This is a genomic window from Mycobacterium sp. P2_H7, assembly GCF_056403275.1.
In genome coordinates this window covers 55,333-70,958 of sequence record NZ_JBFUFU010000016.1, presented here as the reverse complement: position 1 = coordinate 70,958, position 15,626 = coordinate 55,333, and the positions used below count along the sequence as shown (strand labels likewise).

The 15,626-nt window shown below is 68.5% G+C and carries 17 protein-coding genes; 7 read left to right on the top strand and 10 right to left on the bottom strand.

Annotated features, from left to right (window positions below):
• Nucleotides 1-57 precede the first annotated feature (57 nt).
• Complete coding sequence (locus tag AC1DY7_RS23670) at nt 58-633, top strand: PadR family transcriptional regulator (RefSeq protein WP_477496166.1); 576 nt, start codon at nt 58-60, stop codon at nt 631-633.
• On the opposite strand, the gene AC1DY7_RS23665 is transcribed toward AC1DY7_RS23670, so the two are convergent.
• Complete coding sequence (locus AC1DY7_RS23665; RefSeq protein WP_477496165.1) at nt 610-807, bottom strand: hypothetical protein; 198 nt, start codon at nt 805-807, stop codon at nt 610-612. The two genes, AC1DY7_RS23670 and AC1DY7_RS23665, sit on opposite strands and share 24 nt — an antisense overlap.
• 113 nt (nt 808-920) lie before the next feature.
• On the opposite strand from AC1DY7_RS23665, the gene AC1DY7_RS23660 reads away from it, so the two are divergent.
• Together AC1DY7_RS23660 and helR are read left to right on the top strand one after the other, a co-directional pair.
• Entirely contained in the window at nt 921-1,604 is a 684-nt protein-coding gene (locus AC1DY7_RS23660) for a winged helix-turn-helix transcriptional regulator (RefSeq protein ID WP_477496164.1), read from the top strand.
• Nucleotides 1,605-1,732: 128 nt separating this feature from the next.
• The gene (helR, locus tag AC1DY7_RS23655) at nt 1,733-3,916 is read left to right on the top strand and encodes an RNA polymerase recycling motor ATPase HelR (RefSeq protein WP_477496163.1); all 2,184 of its coding nucleotides are present in this window, start codon (nt 1,733-1,735) and stop codon (nt 3,914-3,916) included.
• On the opposite strand, the gene AC1DY7_RS23650 is transcribed toward helR, so the two are convergent.
• Nucleotides 3,884-4,669: a cutinase family protein gene (locus AC1DY7_RS23650; RefSeq protein WP_477496162.1), complete on the bottom strand. Its 786-nt coding sequence runs from the start codon at nt 4,667-4,669 to the stop codon at nt 3,884-3,886. The genes helR and AC1DY7_RS23650 overlap by 33 nt on opposite strands.
• Nucleotides 4,670-5,075: 406 nt before the next feature.
• On the opposite strand from AC1DY7_RS23650, the gene AC1DY7_RS23645 reads away from it, so the two are divergent.
• Together AC1DY7_RS23645 and AC1DY7_RS23640 are read left to right on the top strand one after the other, a co-directional pair.
• The gene (locus tag AC1DY7_RS23645; RefSeq protein ID WP_477496194.1) at nt 5,076-7,052 is read left to right on the top strand and encodes an MFS transporter; all 1,977 of its coding nucleotides are present in this window, start codon (nt 5,076-5,078) and stop codon (nt 7,050-7,052) included.
• Nucleotides 7,053-7,065: 13 nt separating this feature from the next.
• On the top strand, nt 7,066-7,884 hold the full coding sequence (locus AC1DY7_RS23640; RefSeq protein WP_477496161.1) for a glycoside hydrolase family 16 protein: 819 nt from the start codon (nt 7,066-7,068) through the stop codon (nt 7,882-7,884).
• Nucleotide 7,885: 1 nt separating this feature from the next.
• Here AC1DY7_RS23640 and AC1DY7_RS23635 read toward each other — a convergent pair whose 3' ends face one another.
• Nucleotides 7,886-8,725: an SDR family NAD(P)-dependent oxidoreductase gene (locus AC1DY7_RS23635; protein WP_477496160.1), complete on the bottom strand. Its 840-nt coding sequence runs from the start codon at nt 8,723-8,725 to the stop codon at nt 7,886-7,888.
• A 122-nt stretch (nt 8,726-8,847) separates the two neighbouring features.
• Between AC1DY7_RS23635 and AC1DY7_RS23630 the strand changes: the two genes are divergently transcribed.
• Nucleotides 8,848-9,591 carry an SDR family oxidoreductase gene (locus tag AC1DY7_RS23630; protein ID WP_477496159.1) on the top strand — a complete coding sequence of 248 codons (744 nt, stop codon included), beginning with the start codon at nt 8,848-8,850 and terminating at the stop codon, nt 9,589-9,591.
• A gap of 4 nt (nt 9,592-9,595) precedes the next feature.
• On the opposite strand, the gene AC1DY7_RS23625 is transcribed toward AC1DY7_RS23630, so the two are convergent.
• The gene (locus AC1DY7_RS23625) at nt 9,596-10,453 is read right to left on the bottom strand and encodes an SDR family NAD(P)-dependent oxidoreductase (RefSeq protein ID WP_477496158.1); all 858 of its coding nucleotides are present in this window, start codon (nt 10,451-10,453) and stop codon (nt 9,596-9,598) included.
• A 21-nt stretch (nt 10,454-10,474) separates the two neighbouring features.
• Nucleotides 10,475-11,488 carry an aldo/keto reductase gene (locus AC1DY7_RS23620; RefSeq protein ID WP_477496193.1) on the bottom strand — a complete coding sequence of 338 codons (1,014 nt, stop codon included), beginning with the start codon at nt 11,486-11,488 and terminating at the stop codon, nt 10,475-10,477.
• 93 nt (nt 11,489-11,581) lie between these two features.
• Between AC1DY7_RS23620 and AC1DY7_RS23615 the strand changes: the two genes are divergently transcribed.
• On the top strand, nt 11,582-12,148 hold the full coding sequence (locus AC1DY7_RS23615; RefSeq protein WP_477496157.1) for a TetR/AcrR family transcriptional regulator: 567 nt from the start codon (nt 11,582-11,584) through the stop codon (nt 12,146-12,148).
• On the opposite strand, the gene AC1DY7_RS23610 is transcribed toward AC1DY7_RS23615, so the two are convergent.
• The 5 genes from AC1DY7_RS23610 to AC1DY7_RS23590 form a co-directional block, all read right to left on the bottom strand.
• Nucleotides 12,114-13,250, bottom strand: a complete 1,137-nt coding sequence (locus tag AC1DY7_RS23610) for an RNA polymerase sigma factor (protein WP_477496156.1) — start codon at nt 13,248-13,250, stop codon at nt 12,114-12,116. The two genes, AC1DY7_RS23615 and AC1DY7_RS23610, sit on opposite strands and share 35 nt — an antisense overlap.
• Complete coding sequence (locus tag AC1DY7_RS23605) at nt 13,250-13,657, bottom strand: YciI family protein (protein ID WP_477496155.1); 408 nt, start codon at nt 13,655-13,657, stop codon at nt 13,250-13,252. Before AC1DY7_RS23605 ends, AC1DY7_RS23610 begins: the two co-directional genes overlap by 1 nt.
• Before the next feature lie 74 nt (nt 13,658-13,731).
• Nucleotides 13,732-14,109 carry a VOC family protein gene (locus AC1DY7_RS23600; protein ID WP_477496154.1) on the bottom strand — a complete coding sequence of 126 codons (378 nt, stop codon included), beginning with the start codon at nt 14,107-14,109 and terminating at the stop codon, nt 13,732-13,734.
• A 91-nt stretch (nt 14,110-14,200) separates the two neighbouring features.
• Nucleotides 14,201-14,983 (bottom strand): mannan-binding lectin, encoded by a 783-nt coding sequence (locus AC1DY7_RS23595; RefSeq protein WP_477496153.1) that lies wholly within the window; start codon nt 14,981-14,983, stop codon nt 14,201-14,203.
• A gap of 4 nt (nt 14,984-14,987) precedes the next feature.
• Nucleotides 14,988-15,608, bottom strand: a complete 621-nt coding sequence (locus AC1DY7_RS23590) for a YfgM family protein (protein WP_477496152.1) — start codon at nt 15,606-15,608, stop codon at nt 14,988-14,990.
• Nucleotides 15,609-15,626: the final 18 nt, after the last annotated feature.

The following is a 15,626-nucleotide window of genomic DNA, read 5'->3' as shown; positions in this document are numbered from 1 at the left end:
CCGGCACCTCATATAGTCACTTTGTTGAATAGGTGCGGATGACAGTACACTAGCGCCGTGGCACTACGTGACGCGGTGCTGGCCGCCCTGCTCGGCGGCGAATCGTCGGGTTATGACCTGGCCAAGTCGTTCGATGCCTCGGTGGCCAACTTCTGGACCGCCACCCCGCAGCAGCTTTATCGCGAACTGGACCGCCTCGCCGCCGACGGCCTGATCGAGGCGCGGGTGGTGCAGCAGGAACGCCGCCCCACCAAACGGGTCTTCTCCCTGACGCCGGCCGGACATGCCGCCATCGTGGCGTTCACGGCCGCGCCGCCCAAGCCCTCGACGTTCCGCAACGAGTTGCTCATCAAGGTCAACGCCCTCGACGGCGGCGACCCGGTCGCGGTCCGCGAGCTGGTCGCCGAGCAACTGCGCTGGTCGACGGACAAACTCGAACGCTATGAGCGGATGCGCCTGCGCCTACTCGGCGGTCGCGACGAGGACGACTTCCTCGCCGACAGCGCGCGGATCGGACCGTATCTGACCTTGCTGCGCGGTATCGCCTTCGAAGAGGAGAACATCCGCTGGGCCGGGCGCACGCTGTCGGTGCTCGACAGACGCCTGGGATCAGAGCCGGTACATCTCACGTGACATCGCCGCGTCTTCGATGACGCGGTCCCGCTTGGGCGGGTAGTACCGCCGACGTTTCACGCCGGGTTCCGACCGCTGCGATTCGGCGATCCACTCGCGCGCGAACACGTTGAGCAATGTCATCACCAGCCGGCGCGCTCTCGCCGGGTTACCTGAACCAGTCAATGCAGCCATGGGATCTTCCCCTCTTCTCAACTGCCGGAAACGTAACATAAGATTTTGAAGTACGCACTATGTTATTTCAGTTCGCACATACATTCAGGAGCACTCCGGTAGGGTTGGCGGTCATGTCCAGACGCAACTACGGCCAGTTCTGCGGTCTCGCCCACGCTCTCGACGTGGTGGGGGAACGCTGGACGCTGCTGATCGTGCGGGAGTTGGCGTCCGGGCCGAAGCGCTACACCCAATTGGCCGATGCGCTCACCGGGATCGGCACCAGCCTGCTGGCCACCCGCGTCCGGCAACTGGAGGCCGACGGCGTCGTCGCACGCAAGCTCATCCTCGACCAGCCCAACGCGGCGGTCGCGTATGAGCTGACGCCGTCCGGCGTCGAGCTGGCCAAGGCCGCCGTACCGCTGGCCTTGTGGGGTGCCCGGCACCAGATGGCCGGGGCGGACTCCGGCGACGAGACGTTCCGGGCCGAGTGGGCGCTGGGTTTCCTGGCGGCAGCGGACGACGACGAGGTGCCCGCCGATTTCGCTGCGATCTACCAATTCCACATCGACGGCAGCAGCGCGTGGCTGCGCGTCCGGGGCGGCCGGATGCGCGTCACCGCGGGCGAGAGCCCCGAGGCCGACGTCACCATCCGGACTACCGCCGCGACCTTCCTGGCGATCGCCGGCAGGCACGTCACCTTGGGCGAGGCCATCGCCCGCGGTGAACTGGAGGTCACCGGCGATCCCGGCGCGATGGCCACGCTGACGGGTATCGTCGAGCGGCGCCTGCCGGGGAACGCCACCCAGCGGGCCTGACTCCCCTTCCACCATATAGCGAGGTGGGGGGCTTGCGGCAAGGCCGGGGTACTGACTCGAACTGGTTGGCCTGAACCGGAACTCATGGGCGTTCGGGTGCGTTGGGGGGAACTGTGACTACCGGAACCGTGACCACGGGCGATGGCCGATACGAGGACGAGCTGCGGTCCGAGCGGCAATACGTGGATCGGCTCTACACCCGGCTGGACAATGACCGGGCGGCCGCGAAGCGCCGCTACGACGCCGCGCTGCGCGGAGACATCGACGCCCAGGACGGGGCGACCCTGCTGGATCGCGACGTCAGCGTGCGCGCGCTGGCCAGGGAGATGAACCGCCTCGACGTCGCCGACAGCGGCCTGTGCTTCGGGCGCCTCGATGCCGAGGACGGCGAAGCGCTGTACATCGGGCGCCTCGGCCTCTTCGATCCGAGCGACGGCTACGAACCCGTGCTGCTCGACTGGCGCGCCCCGGCGTCCCGCGCCTTCTACACCGCCACCGCGGCCAATCCGGAGAGCATGCGCCGGCGCCGTCAGTTCCGCACGCTCGGCCGTGCGCTGGTCGGATTCACCGACGAGGCACTGGGCCGACCCGACGCCACCACCGGCGGTGACGCCGCGCTGCTGGCGGCGGTCAACGCGCCACGGGGCGACGGCATGCGCGACATCGTCGCCACCATCCAGTCCGAGCAGGACGAGATCATCCGGCTCGATCACCCCGGCGTGCTGGTCATCGAGGGTGGACCCGGCACCGGCAAGACCGTGGTGGCCCTGCACCGGGTGGCCTACCTGCTCTACACCCGCCGCGAACAGATCGAACGCCACGGTGCCCTGGTCGTCGGACCCAGCCCGGCCTTTCTCGATCACATCGGCCGGGTTTTGCCCTCGCTCGGCGAGACCGATGTCGTCTTCACCACCACGGGCGATCTGGTGCCCGGGCTGCGGGTCACCGCCGAGGACGCGCCCGGCGTCGCGAAGATCAAAGGCTCGCTGCAGATGCTCGACGTGCTGGCCGCGGCAGTCGCCGACCGGCAGCGCATTCCGGACGAGCCCTTGACCATCGAACTCTCCGACGTCACCACCCGGATCGACGCCGAGACCGCACAGTGGGCCCGGGAGGAGGCCCGCGGCAGTGGCCACCCGCACAACCAGGCCCGCGCGGTGTTCATCGACATCGTCACCTACGTCCTCACCGAGCGGGCCATCGCACGGATCGGCAAGGGCTGGTTGTCGAGGTCGGACAAGAGCGCCTGGGAGCAGATGCGCTCCGACCTGCTCGAGAATCTGGCCGAGAGCGCCGCGTTCCACGCCGCGATCAACCAACTGTGGCCGCTGCTGACCCCGGAATCGCTTCTGTCACAGCTTTATTCGTCGCAAGAACGGCTGAAGGCGGCGGGTGCCGACGAGTCGCTGTGGCGCGCCGACGGCGCCGCGTGGACGGTGTCGGACGTGCCGTTGCTCGACGAACTGGTCGATCTGCTCGGCCGGGACCAGGCCGCCGACAAGGCCGCCGCCCGCGAACGCAAGCGGCAGGAGGACTACGCCAAGGGCGTGCTGGACCTCATGGTCACCCGCGAGGAACTGATGGACGACGAGGACCGGCTGCTGGCCCAGGACGTGCTGGCGGCCGAAGACCTGGCCGACCGGTTCGTCGAACGCGACACTCGCGATCTCGTCGAACGTGCTGCCGCCGATCGCGACTGGACATACCGGCACGTGGTGATCGACGAGGCGCAGGAACTGTCCGCGATGGACTGGCGGGTGCTGATGCGCCGGTGCCCCGCCCGGTCCTTCACCATCGTCGGCGATCTGGCGCAGCGGCGCTCCGAAGCCGGCGCCCGGTCGTGGGGCGAGATGCTCGAACCGTACGTGCCGGGCCGTTGGGTGTACCGCTCGTTGTCGGTGAACTACCGCACGCCGGCGGAGATCATGGCCGTCGCGGCGTCGGTGCTGGCGGATTTCGCACCCGAGGTGACGCCGCCGGAATCGGTGCGCGCATCGGGCTTCCAGCCATGGGCCCGCCGGGTGAGCCCGGACGAATTACCTTCGGCGATAGCACAATTCGTTGCCGAAGAGGATCGACTGCCCGGTACCAGCGTGGTGATCGGACCGCCCGGCATGCCGGGCACCGTCCCGCCGTCGGAGACCAAGGGCCTGGAGTACGACGCGGTGCTGCTGGTGGAGCCTGCGGCGATTCTGGCAGGCGGGGTGCGTGGGGCAGCCGACCTCTACGTCGCGCTGACGAGGGCCACCCAGCGCCTCGGCGTGCTGCACACCGAGCCGCTACCGGAGGGTTTGAGCGGGCTGCATCTCTGAGGCCAGCACCAGGTTGTACAGCGGGGCACCCCAGGCATGTGGGCCCGCGGCGCTCGGCGCGTAGCCGGTGTGGATGGCGATACCTGTCACCGACATGTCGTCCTGATCGGGCACGGAGTCACACACCGGGTCGCCGATGTCGCACACGCTGACGGTCCGCGCGCCGATGCCTGCCGGGAGCATCGAGGTGTCCGTCGACGCCAGGAACGAATGTTCTTGGGCGACACCCTTGCCGATCCCCCGGGCCAGCGCCGCCGAACCCATGCTGATGGTGGTGTCGACCGGCAACCGGTCGCCGTCGGCCACCAGCAGCGCGGCCACCACCTGCGGATCATCGGCGAGGTCGTGCAGGTTGCGGTGAATCACCATGGCGCCCTGCGAGTAGCCGGCGAGCACGACCTTGGTCGCGGGGCACTGCTCGCTGAAGGCCTCCAGCTGATCCGCCGCGGCATCGGTGCCGTCGTGGACGCTGTCCATGAAGTTGGCCCACCCGCGCAGTCCACCGTCGACGGGGACGGGGGCGGCCGGGTACGCCACGGCTTCGGCGGTGATCGTCCGCCCGCTCGCGGCCAGGGCACTCTGCAGCTGCAGGAACGACTGATAGACCACGTCACCCATGCCGCCGTTGGCGGCCAGGTGGGTGGCGTCACGCTGACCGGAGCCGGCGGCGCCGATCCAGTGGTAGTCCGCGCAGCCGGGCGCCGCCGAGGCAAAACCGGTGGGCAGACCGAGGAGACCTGAGGCGAGAAGCACGCCCGCAAACACTGCTGTTACCCGACGAATCACGACTACTTGATCGTCACCCGCGGTTCCGGTGTTACGTGACGTGGGTAGCTAATTAGTATTTGGAAACGAAATATCGTGTTTGCTCGCCACTTCGATCCCGACCTGAGTCGGCCTACCTGGCCCCAGACCGCTAGCATTGATCCGTCTCCGCGGCTGACGATGCTGTTACCGCGCCCCGCCCCACCGGTGAAAATGTCTCTCGGCGTGGGTAATAGAAGCGAAGAGTGGACACCAGGGCGTTGCCGCGAGTTGTTCGCGGAACAAATGCCCGTTCGAAGGAGTTGCAGCAACACGTGGCCGACCCATTCCGGATGACCAGCCGGCCTCGCCCTGCGCGCATTTGCCAGCAAATTCACAGTTTCGGGGCGTGCTGATGCGCCAGGGCCCCCTCGCCGGCCGGTATCCGGCCGTGGCCGCGATGGTCACGTTCGCACTCATCCCGTACCTCGCCCTGTCGGCGGCGCTCGATCCCCTGGTACCGCTCATCTCCGCCGACCTGCACATGACGGCCCAGCAGATGAGCCTCGGTTCGGGTCTGGGCAATGCGGCCTACGCGGTGGGCACGGTGCTCGCCGTGCAGTTCGCCCAGCACCTCCCGCAGCGCCGGATGCTGCTCGGCTACGCGGTCCTGCTGGTGGTGGGTTCGATTCTGGCCGCGTCCGCTGTCAACGCCGGAATGTTCATGACCGGGCACGTCCTGCAGGGGCTGGCCACCAGCATGCTGCTCATCGCGGCCGCCCCACCGCTGACCATCGGCTTTCCCCGCGACAAGCTGCGCAATACCGCCGTCATCATGAACATGTGCGTGTTCGGGGCGGTCGCGCTCGGCCCCTTCATCGGCGGCATCCAGGCCTCGGCGAACGCCTGGCGCCCGCTGTTCTGGATCGTCGCCGCGATCGCGCTGACGGCACTGATCCTGGCCGCGCTCACTTTCGACGACGCCCCGCCCGCCGATCTGGACGCACCCCGTGACCTGCGGGCGATCCTGCTTGCTGCCGCCGGGTGCACCGCCGCCTTCGTCGGCGCCGCGCAGCTGACCACCCATGGCTTCGGCGACCTGGCGGTCACCGTGCCGATGCTGGGCGGCCTGGCGCTGATCGTCGTGCTGATCGTCTACCAGTTCCGGGCCAAGCGGCCGCTGCTGACCGTCCGCACCATGCTCACCAGCGCCATCCCGGTGGCCGGTGTCGGCGTCGCGCTGTTCGCCGCCGCCGCCTCGGTGGCGGCCACCGTCCTGACAGCCAACGTCTACCTGCTGAGCTTCAGCCCGGTTCAGGTCGGTCTGCTCTATCTGCCGGAACTCGGTGGCGCCGTGGTGATGGCCGTCGTGTTCGGGATCGTCATCTCCCGGCGGGCGATCCACTACCTGCCACTGGTCGGAATGGCCCTGTTGGCGGCCGGGATCCTGGTGTTCCGACTCTCGCTGCCGGGTGACCAGCACCTCGCGCTGCTCGGCTCGGCGTTGACCGGCCTCGCACTCGGCGCGACGGTGGCCCCGGCGCTGTTCGTCGCCGGTTTCTCGCTGCAATCCAACAGCTTGCAGCGGGTCTTCGCGATCATCGAGCTGCTACGCGCGGTGGCGGCGTTCATGGTGGCGCCGATCTTCGTCTACTTCGCCTCGACCGCTGCCGATGACCTGGTCACCGGCACCGGAATCGCCCTGTGGATCGGATTCGGGTTGTCCATCGCCGGTGCCGTCTTCGGGGTGGTGGTCTACGTCCTGAGCGGCGCCCGACCGCAGACCCCCGACCTCGACCTGTTCCTGGACGGTGAATCACCGGCCTGGTACTCGCCGCCGCTGCTGGCCCGGCTGCGCCGTGGGCTGCCGGCACCGGAGCCGGTCGCCGAATCCGTGCACGCCGCTCCGGCGCCGCCGTCGTTCGCTGGGTCGCCCGGCCCCGTCGTCATCGCCTACGACGGCTCCGAGCGGGCCGCCACCGCCATCTCGGCTGCCGCGGCGGCCCTGCCGCCCGGCCGGCAAGCCCTCGTCGTCTGCGTCTGGCAGCCCGTCGACGTCGGGTTCACGCCCGCCGACGGCCGTCATCTAGACGCCGACAAAGCCGCTGAGGTGCGGCGATCGGCCGAACAGACCGCCGCCTATGGCGCCCAGCTGGCCGCCGGGGCAGGATTCGAGGTGTGCAGTAAGGCCGTCGAAGCGTCGCCAACCTGGCAGGGCATCGTCGCGACGGCCAAGGAACACCACGCAAGCCTGATCGTGCTCGGACCGCACCGCCGCAACGGATTTCTCGGTCACCTGCAGGGCAGTGTCGCGGCGGCGGTCGTCGCGCACACCGACATCCCCGTGCTCATCGTGCCGCAGGTTCCCGATCTCGTGTCGGCCGGTGACTGAAAGGAACCCGTTGATGAACCGACGAGACATGATGTTGCTGACCGGCATCGGCGCGCTGACCGCCGCCATGCCCGCACCCACGGCCGGTGCCGCACCTGTTGCTCCCCCGCCCGCCGCCCCACCGACCGGGGGGTACCTCTTCGCCGACGAGTTCGACGGCCCCGCCGGGTCGGCGCCCGACCCCTCGAAATGGGAAGTGGCACTGGCCCGCGAGTCCATGGAAGACCCGACGTTCTGGGAGTTGCCCGGCAACGTCGGCCAATACCGCGATGACCGCCGCAACGTGTTCATCGACGGCAAGTCCAATCTCGTGTTCCGCGCGGCCAAGGACGGCAACACCTTCTACAGCGGCAAGCTGTTCGGCAAATGGCGGGGCGGGATCGGGCACAACTGGGAGGCCCGGATCAAGATGAACTGCCTCACCCCGGGCAGTTGGCCGGCCTGGTATCTGGCCAACAACGACCCCACCATCGGTGGCGAGGTCGACATCATGGAGTGGTACGGCAACGGTAAGTGGGCTCCGGGAACGGCCGTGCACGCCAAGCTCAACGGCGGCGAGCACGTCAGCCAGACCATCAGTGTGGACAGCGGATGGCATACCTGGCGCGTGCAGTGGGATGACGCCGGGATGCGGTTCTGGCGGGACTACGCCGCAGGGGCCCAGCCGTATTTCAACGTCCCGGCACACGCACTGCCGGATTGGCAGTTCAATCAGCCTGGCTACCAACTGTTTCCGGTGCTCGACCTGGCGGTCGCCGGGTCCGGCGGCGGCGATCCCGGCGCGGGCACCTACCCGGCCGACATGCTCGTCGACTACGTCCGGGTCTGGTAGCTCACGCCGTCGCGGCCGACACCCGCGCCCGTTCCCGCATCGAGGCCACCACCCCACCGTCGTTGAGGATGTCGGTGCCGGTCAGGTAACCGGCCCGCGGGCTGGCACAGAACGCGAACAGTTCGGCCATCTCCTCGGCCTTGCCCCAGCGCGGCACCGCGAAGTCGGCCACCATGGCCCCCGCCCCTGCGTCGGCTTCCAATTTCCCCATCTCGGTGTCCACCGAGCCCGGGGACACCGACACGATCCGCAGGCCGCGGCCGTTGAAGCGCTCGGCCTGCGAGGAGGTGTACCACTTCACGAAGCCCTTGCTCACGGCGTAGGACATCCCGGAGCGGGCCTCCTCGGGCGCGATCCCGTAGGACGCGCGCATCGCGTCGGCGAAGGCCGCGGCATCCGTCAGCGCCAGCGGGAACTGGGCTGCCGGCATGAATTCCTCGGGCATCAGGTAGGCCGCCATCGAGGCCACGTTGACGATCACCGAGCCCTCACCCGCCGTGGCGAAGAACGTCTCGTTGACGTTGACCGTGCCCAGGGCGTTGGTGCGCATGACGTAATCGGCGTCGCCCATGCTCGGGCTGACGCCGGCGGCGTGGATCACCGAGGCGATGGCGCCGAGACCGGCGGCCGTCTCGAACAGCGCCGCGACCGCGGACCGGTCGGTGACATCGCAGTCGACCGTGGTGGCCTGCACTCCGAGACCGGACAATTCGGCGGCCGCCGCGTCGAGGCGGTCCGGCCGGTTGTCGGCCAGGACCACGGTGTGGTCCCGGCCGAGGATCTGCGCCGTGGCCCGTCCCATGCCGCCCGCACCGCCTGTGATGATCGACACTCCGCTCATAGTTAGACCGTATACGTAATCCACGGGGATGCGTAGGACCGACTACGGATTACCAAGGGCTCGGACTGGCGCCGGGCACGGCAGGCTGAGAGCCGGAACAGACCACAGACAGGAGAACGAACATGAAGATCACGGTTTTCGGGGCATCCGGGCTGATCGGTTCGCAGGTCACCGCGCTGCTCACCGCCGCAGGGCATGAGGTCGTGGGCGCCTCGCTGAGCACGGGGGCCAATGTGCTGACCGGCGAGGGTCTGGCCGGGGCAGTCGACGGGGCCGACGTACTGATCGATCTCACCAACTCGCCGTCCTTCGCGGACGAGGCGGTGCTGGCGTTCTTCACCACGTCGTCGACGAATCTCGTCGAGGCGGCGCGGGCTGCCGGCGTCGGGCACTACGTGGCGCTGTCCATCGTGGGGTGCGACGGCCTGCCCGACAGCGGCTACATGCGGGCCAAGGTCGCCCAGGAGCGGATCATCACCGAATCCGGGCTGCCGCACAGCATCGTGCGGGCCACGCAGTTCCACGAATTCGCCGGTGCCATCACCGATTCCCTGCTCTCCCGCGATGAGATTCACGCTCCCGCCGGCCGGATCCAGCCGATCGCGTCCGCGGACGTGGCCGCGGAGGTCGCGGCGGTGGCGCAGAAGCCGCCGCTGGACGGCCTCGTCAACATCGGTGGCCCGGACAAGATCGACTTCGCCGACATGGCGCGCGCGGTGGTGGCGCAGCGGGGCACCGACGTCACGGTGGTCGTCGATCCGGCGGCGACGTATTTCGGCACGGGCGTCGGGCAGGACAGCCTGGTGACCGGGCCGGACGCGGTGCTCGCCCCGACCCGGTTCACCGACTGGCTGGCCACCCAGTGAGCCGCTAGGCGGGTAGTTCCACCGGATAGGGCTCGGCGAAATCCGCTGATCGCCCGACGGCCGCCCATTTGCGGTCCTCGGCGAGCAGGAACTCGTCCTGTCGGATCGAGCCCTCCACGGCGTTCACCCCCAACGGCAGGTGATAGGGCAGGTCGTCGCGTCGCGACAGCCGCACCAGGATCTCCGCGGCGCGGGCCGGATCACCCGCGGTGATGGCGGCACTGCTGCCGCGCATCGCGTTCATCGCCCCCACCGTGCTCGCGTAATGCTCTGGCACATCGGCGATCTCCATCGACGAGCCGGCCCAATCGGTGGCGAATCCGCTGGGCTCCACGACCAGCAGCTTGATCCCGAACGGCGCAGTCTCGGTCTGCAGCACGCGGGAGAACCCGTCGAGCGCGAACTTGGCGGCCTGATAGGACGCGATGCCGGCCGAGCCGCCGACTCGTCCACCCATCGAGGAGAACTGGATGATCAGCCCTCCACCTTGGTTGCGCAGCACCGGGATCGCCGCCTTGGATACGTTGACCACGCCCCAGAAGTTCGTCTCGAATTGGGCGCGGAAGTCCTTGTCGTCGGCGGTCTCGATGGGTGCGACGTTGGCGTACCCGGCGTTGTTGACCACGACGTCGATGCGGCCGAACCGCGTGTGCGCGGCGGCGATGGCGGCCGCTGCGCCCTCGGCGTCGGTGACATCGAGTGGCAACGCCACGATCCGGTCACCGTAGGCAGCCACCATGTCGTCGAGTTGTTCGGGGCGCCGGGCGGTGGCGGCGACGCTGTCCCCGGCTTCCAGTGCGGCGCGTACCAATTCGCGGCCGAAGCCGCGGGATGACCCCGTGATGAACCAAACCTTGCTCATACTCTCTTCTCCTTGTTGTTCTCAGTCGGACACGGTGGCGGCGTGGACCGGGGTATAGCGCTCACCCACCACCCGGCCGGGTGCGAAAACTTGACTCAGGTAGGCGACCTCGTCGGCGCTGATCGCCACGGCCGCGGCGGCCACGTTCTCCCGCACATGCGCGATACGCCGCGTGCCCGGGATCGGGACGACGTCCAAGGGTTGCGCCAACAGCCACGCCAGTGCCAATTGACCTGGCGAGCAGCCCTTCTCGGCGGCCAGTTCGGTGAGTGCCGCGACCGGTGCCAGGTTGGTGGCCAGGTTGGCGCCCGAGAATCGCGGGTTGGACGACCGGAAATCGTTGGCGTCGAACGAGTCTCCGGACTTCAGTGCGCCCGTCAGCGCTGAGCGGCCCAACGGGCAGTACGGCACCAGGGTGATCCCGAGTTCACGACACACGGTGGTGATCGACTGCTCTACGCCGCGCTCCCACAGCGAGTACTCGCTCTGCAATGCGGTGATCGGATGCACCGCGTGTGCCCGACGGATCAGGTCGGGCCCCACCTCGGAGAGACCCAGTGCGCGAACCTTGCCCGCGGTGACCAGTTCGGCCATGGCGCCGACGGTGTCCTCGATGGGCACGGTGCGGTCACGCCGGTGGCAGTAGTAGAGGTCGATCACGTCGGTACCGAGCCTGCGCAGGCTCGCGTCACACGCGGCTGCGACGTACTCAGGCCTGCCGTCGATGGCGATCCCGTCGCCGGTGTCGTTGATCTTGGCGCCGAACTTGGTGGCCAGCACCACCTGATCTCGCCGGCCCGCGAGCGCCGTGCCGATCAGTTGTTCGTTGTGGCCGAAGCCGCGCGCGTTGGTCGCGGTGCCGATATCGGAGCCGCCGTATACATCCGAGGTGTCCAGGAAGTTCACGCCCAGATCGATCGCGGCGCGGATGGTCTCGATGGACTGCTCGTCGTCGGAGTCGCCGTAGAACTGCGACATTCCCATGCAGCCGAGCCCGATGAGTCGCACTGTGAGATCCGAATGCCCGAGAGTGATCACTGTTCCTCCATAACTGATAGTGTAGCTATCACATAGTCTGGAACGTGTTGGTGCGGGATCTATTCCCGCGACGGGTCGTCGGAGGTACACGTGCGGCGGGATGCCACGAACAACCGCGACAAACTGGTCAAGGCGGCCGAACAGGTGTTCGCCGAACACGGCCCGAACGCCACCCTCGAGGACATCGCGACCGTGGCCGGCGTAGGCCCGGCGACGCTCTACCGCCGGTTCGCCAACAAAGAGGCCCTTGTACAGGAGGTGCTCGCGGGCTTCTTCCAGCGACTCATCGAGGTCGCCGACGCCGCCGAGCAGGCGCCCCCCGAGCAGGGCGTCGAACTGTTCCTGCGCACCGTCGGTGTCGAATTGGCCGAGAAGGCGGGACTGTCCGCCCCGGTGTGGGGTGACCTCGCGCCCCGTCCGTTGGTGGACGAGTTGCGCCGGCGCTCGACGGCCCTGCTGACCCGCGCCCAGCAGGCGAATGCGGTGCGCGCCGATCTCACCCCCGATGACATCACGATTGCCGTATGGGCGCTGCGCGGTGTCATCCAGTCCGAGCGGATCGATCCGGCCCACCGGGGCAGGCGCCGCTGGCAACGCCACCTGGACACCATCATGCGGGGATTCAGCCCTGACGCAGGGCCGCCGCCCGGATCGTGAGGTGATTGCGCTCGGCGACATTGTCGGCCTGCCCTGCGGCCTGGACGTAAAGATCTGCAGCCGTTGCTGTTTCACCTGAACGTTCGTAGAGGTAGGCCCGCGCGGCCGTATACCGGGGTAGCGCGGGATCCAGTTCGGCCAGCGCCGCGAGTCCGGCCTGGGGACCGTCGGCCTCACCCACCGCAACGGCCCGATTCAGTCGCACCACCGGGCTGCCGGTCAGGCGCACGAGTTCGTCGTACCATTCGACGATCTGCACCCAGTCGGTCTCCTCGGCGGTCTGGGCGTCGGCGTGCAGGGCCGCGATCGCCGCCTGAGCCTGATACTCCCCCAACCGATCCCGGCTCAACGCGGCCTGCAGCACGGCGACACCCTCCGTGATCAGATCACGGCGCCACAACTCCCGGTTCTGCTCCGCCAGCGGGACGAGGCTGCCGTCGGGCGTCGTGCGGGCCGGCCGGCGGGCGTGATGCAGCAGGAACAGCGCCAGCAGTCCGGCCACCTCGGCGTCCGGGGTCGCGACGGCCAGCTGCCGGGCCAGCCGGATGGCTTCCTCCGCGAGGTCCAGCTGGCCGCCGTACCCTTCGTTGAACACGAGGTAGAGCACCTTGAGCACGGTGGCCAGGTCTCCGGGCCGGTTCAACCCGGTGCCGCCGACGGTGCGTTTGGCGCGGCTGATACGTTGCGCCATGGTCGGTTCCGGCACGAGATAGGCCTGCGCGATCTGCCGGGTGGTGAGCCCGCCCACCGCGCGCAGGGTGAGCGCGACCGCCGAGGCCGGCGTCAGCGCCGGGTGCGCGCACAGGAAGTACAGCGCCAGGGTGTCGTCCACCGCGACGGCCGGGCCGGCCGGAGGCTGTTCTGCGACAAGGACTTCGCGGGTCGCCCGGGCGGTATCGGATCGGGTGAGGTCCAGGAAGCGGCGCCACGCCGTGGTGATCAACCAGCCCTTCGGATCCTCGGGCGGGCGCGCCGGCCAGGTCTCCAGCGCCCGGATGAGCGCCTCCTGTACCGCGTCCTCGGCGGTGGCGAAATCCGCGCCCCGGTGTACCAGCGCCGCCAGCACACCGGGGATCAGATCGCGCAGCCGCGCGGTATCCATTACTCGGTGGCGCAGGGCGCGTGATTCAGGAACGGCCGCAACTCCAGCCATTCATGGATCGGCTTGCCACCGGCACCCGGCGCGGCCGACAACTCCGCCGCCAGCTCGAGCGCCCGCTCGTAGCTGTCGACGTCGATGACCATCCAGCCGGCGATGAGATCCTTGGTCTCGACGAAGGGCCCGTCGGTCACCGGTGCTTCGCCCTGTCCGCCGGAGCGCACCCAGGTGCCGCCCGGGGCCAGCGCCTGGCTGTCGACGTATTCGCCGGTGCCCTGCAATTGCGCGGCGAAACCGTTCATATAGGCGATGTGGGCCTCGACCTCGGCGGGTGTCCACCGGTCCATCGGGACGTCGTTCACCGATGCCGGCGCCCCCCGGTAATGCTTGAGCAGCAGATACTTCGCCATGCGTTTCTCCCTCCCGTTCGCGACCCTAGCGGTCACTCACCACGGGGACGGAGCCGCCGCGCGATTCTCGACATCTATGCCGAGGACGGTGCCCGGAACAGCACCGTGATGCAGAACGGATGGCCCGCCGGGTCGATCAGCACCCGCCACTTGTCCGGATTCGGCTGCACCTGCGCCTTCGTCGCTCCCAGCGCCAGGATCCGGCCCTCCTCAAGGTCGAGGTTGTCGACCGCCAGATCCAGGTGCAGCTGTTTGGGCACCGGACCGCCGGGCCAGGTGGGCGGCTGATGATCCTCGATGCGTTCGAAGCTCAGCAAGATCCCCGGACCTTCCAGCGCCACCAGGTCCGGGGTGGACAACAGCACTTTCGCGTTCAGCACCTCGCGATAGAAGTCCCCGAGCGCTGCCGGGTCCGGGCAATCCACCGCCACCGCGCCCAACCGAATACTCACGACCGTCCCCCGTCAGTCCGTCAGAAGTGACGCACGCTCATGCGTCCCCGTTCTGACAACGAACTGACAGTAATTGCTCTTCCGTGCCGGCTCAGACCCCGCCCAGGCCAGGGCGCAGAACCGGGGCCAGCGCGGTCAGCGGAACGTGGACGGTCACGGTGCCACCGTCCATCGACCACTGCATCCTGCCCGGGGTGAAGTCCAGCGGAACGTCATGGCCCACCGGGTAGTCCGGCAGGTACAGGATCAGCTCGGCCGGAGTCAGGGCCCACGCCCGGTATGCACCCGAGTACACCTTGTCCGGGGTCCACCGGTCCGGGACGAAGGGGTAGGTGCCCGGATCGTGTGGCGGGGCGGCGGCATCGAGTGCGGTGCTCAGGAAGGGCTGCGCCAGCGGCGGGATGGCGGTCAGCGGATCGACCCCGGGGCGCATCAGATCGGCCAGGCGCACCTGGCGGCGGCCGGCCATGTCGAACGTGAACGTCCGGTACGCGTTGTTGAAGTCGGGTCCGTCGGCGTGATAGGTCTCGCGAAAGACCACCGAAAGCAGATTGCCGTGCTGGAAGGTCTGGAAGTTCTCTTCGCCGTAGCTGTCGGCGACCATCTTCGTCCCGACCGAGCGCCAGTTGTCCATCAGCGTGCGCAGGTAGTCCCGCAGTACCGGTCCGGCGGCGGGATGGTCGACCAGATCACCCGGGACGGCCAGCTTGATGTCGCGCACCGCCTGGCGTTCGGAGGTGACGGTGGTGTGGCAGTACTGCCCGTCCCACTGCCCACCGAGGTCGCCGCACAGGGATACCGCCGATGCGGACGCCGGCGGAGCTGCCAGCAGCGCAAGGGTTGCCCCGGCCATCAGAATGCTCTTGATACGCATAGTGTTACGGCAGTTCGACCTTGGCCGCGCGCCAGCGGCCGTCGACGTACTCCATGGTCATCTTCACCCGGCTGCGGTCGATCCGCGGATCGGGCACGTTGGTGTTCTGCACCGACTGGTCGACGAACAGGAGCACCACCACCTTGTCCTTGGCGGCGGACTGGACGGCGGACTCGGTGACGATCCCGTGCGCGGCCGCCTTGTTGTCGATCAGCAGCTGCCGCAGTTGCACGCTGGACTGGGAGTACATGTCCTTGAACTCACCGGTGGCGCCGTCGAGCACCTGAGTGAAGTTCTCGTCGACCTTGCCGGAGTCGATGCTGGTGAGGATCTGGGCGTAGGTGACGGCGGCCTGGCGGGCGTCGTCGCCGTCGCGCGCCACCTGATGTTGCTGCCACAGCTGCCAGCCCAGGAAACCGCAGCCGCCGAGCGTCACGAGGTAGATCAGCGCGAGCGCCGCTGCCAGGATGCGCCGCGACTTGCCGGGTTTCGGCGTCACCTCGGTGGTGTCCTCGGGCTCGGCGGTGTCCTCGGGCTCGGTGGCGTGGGGCGTGAGGTCTTCGTCGGTGACGTCCTCGTCGTGCTCGGTGGTCTTCTCGGTCGTCTTCTCGGTGACGGTGGCCATGATGGCGTTCCTCCTGTC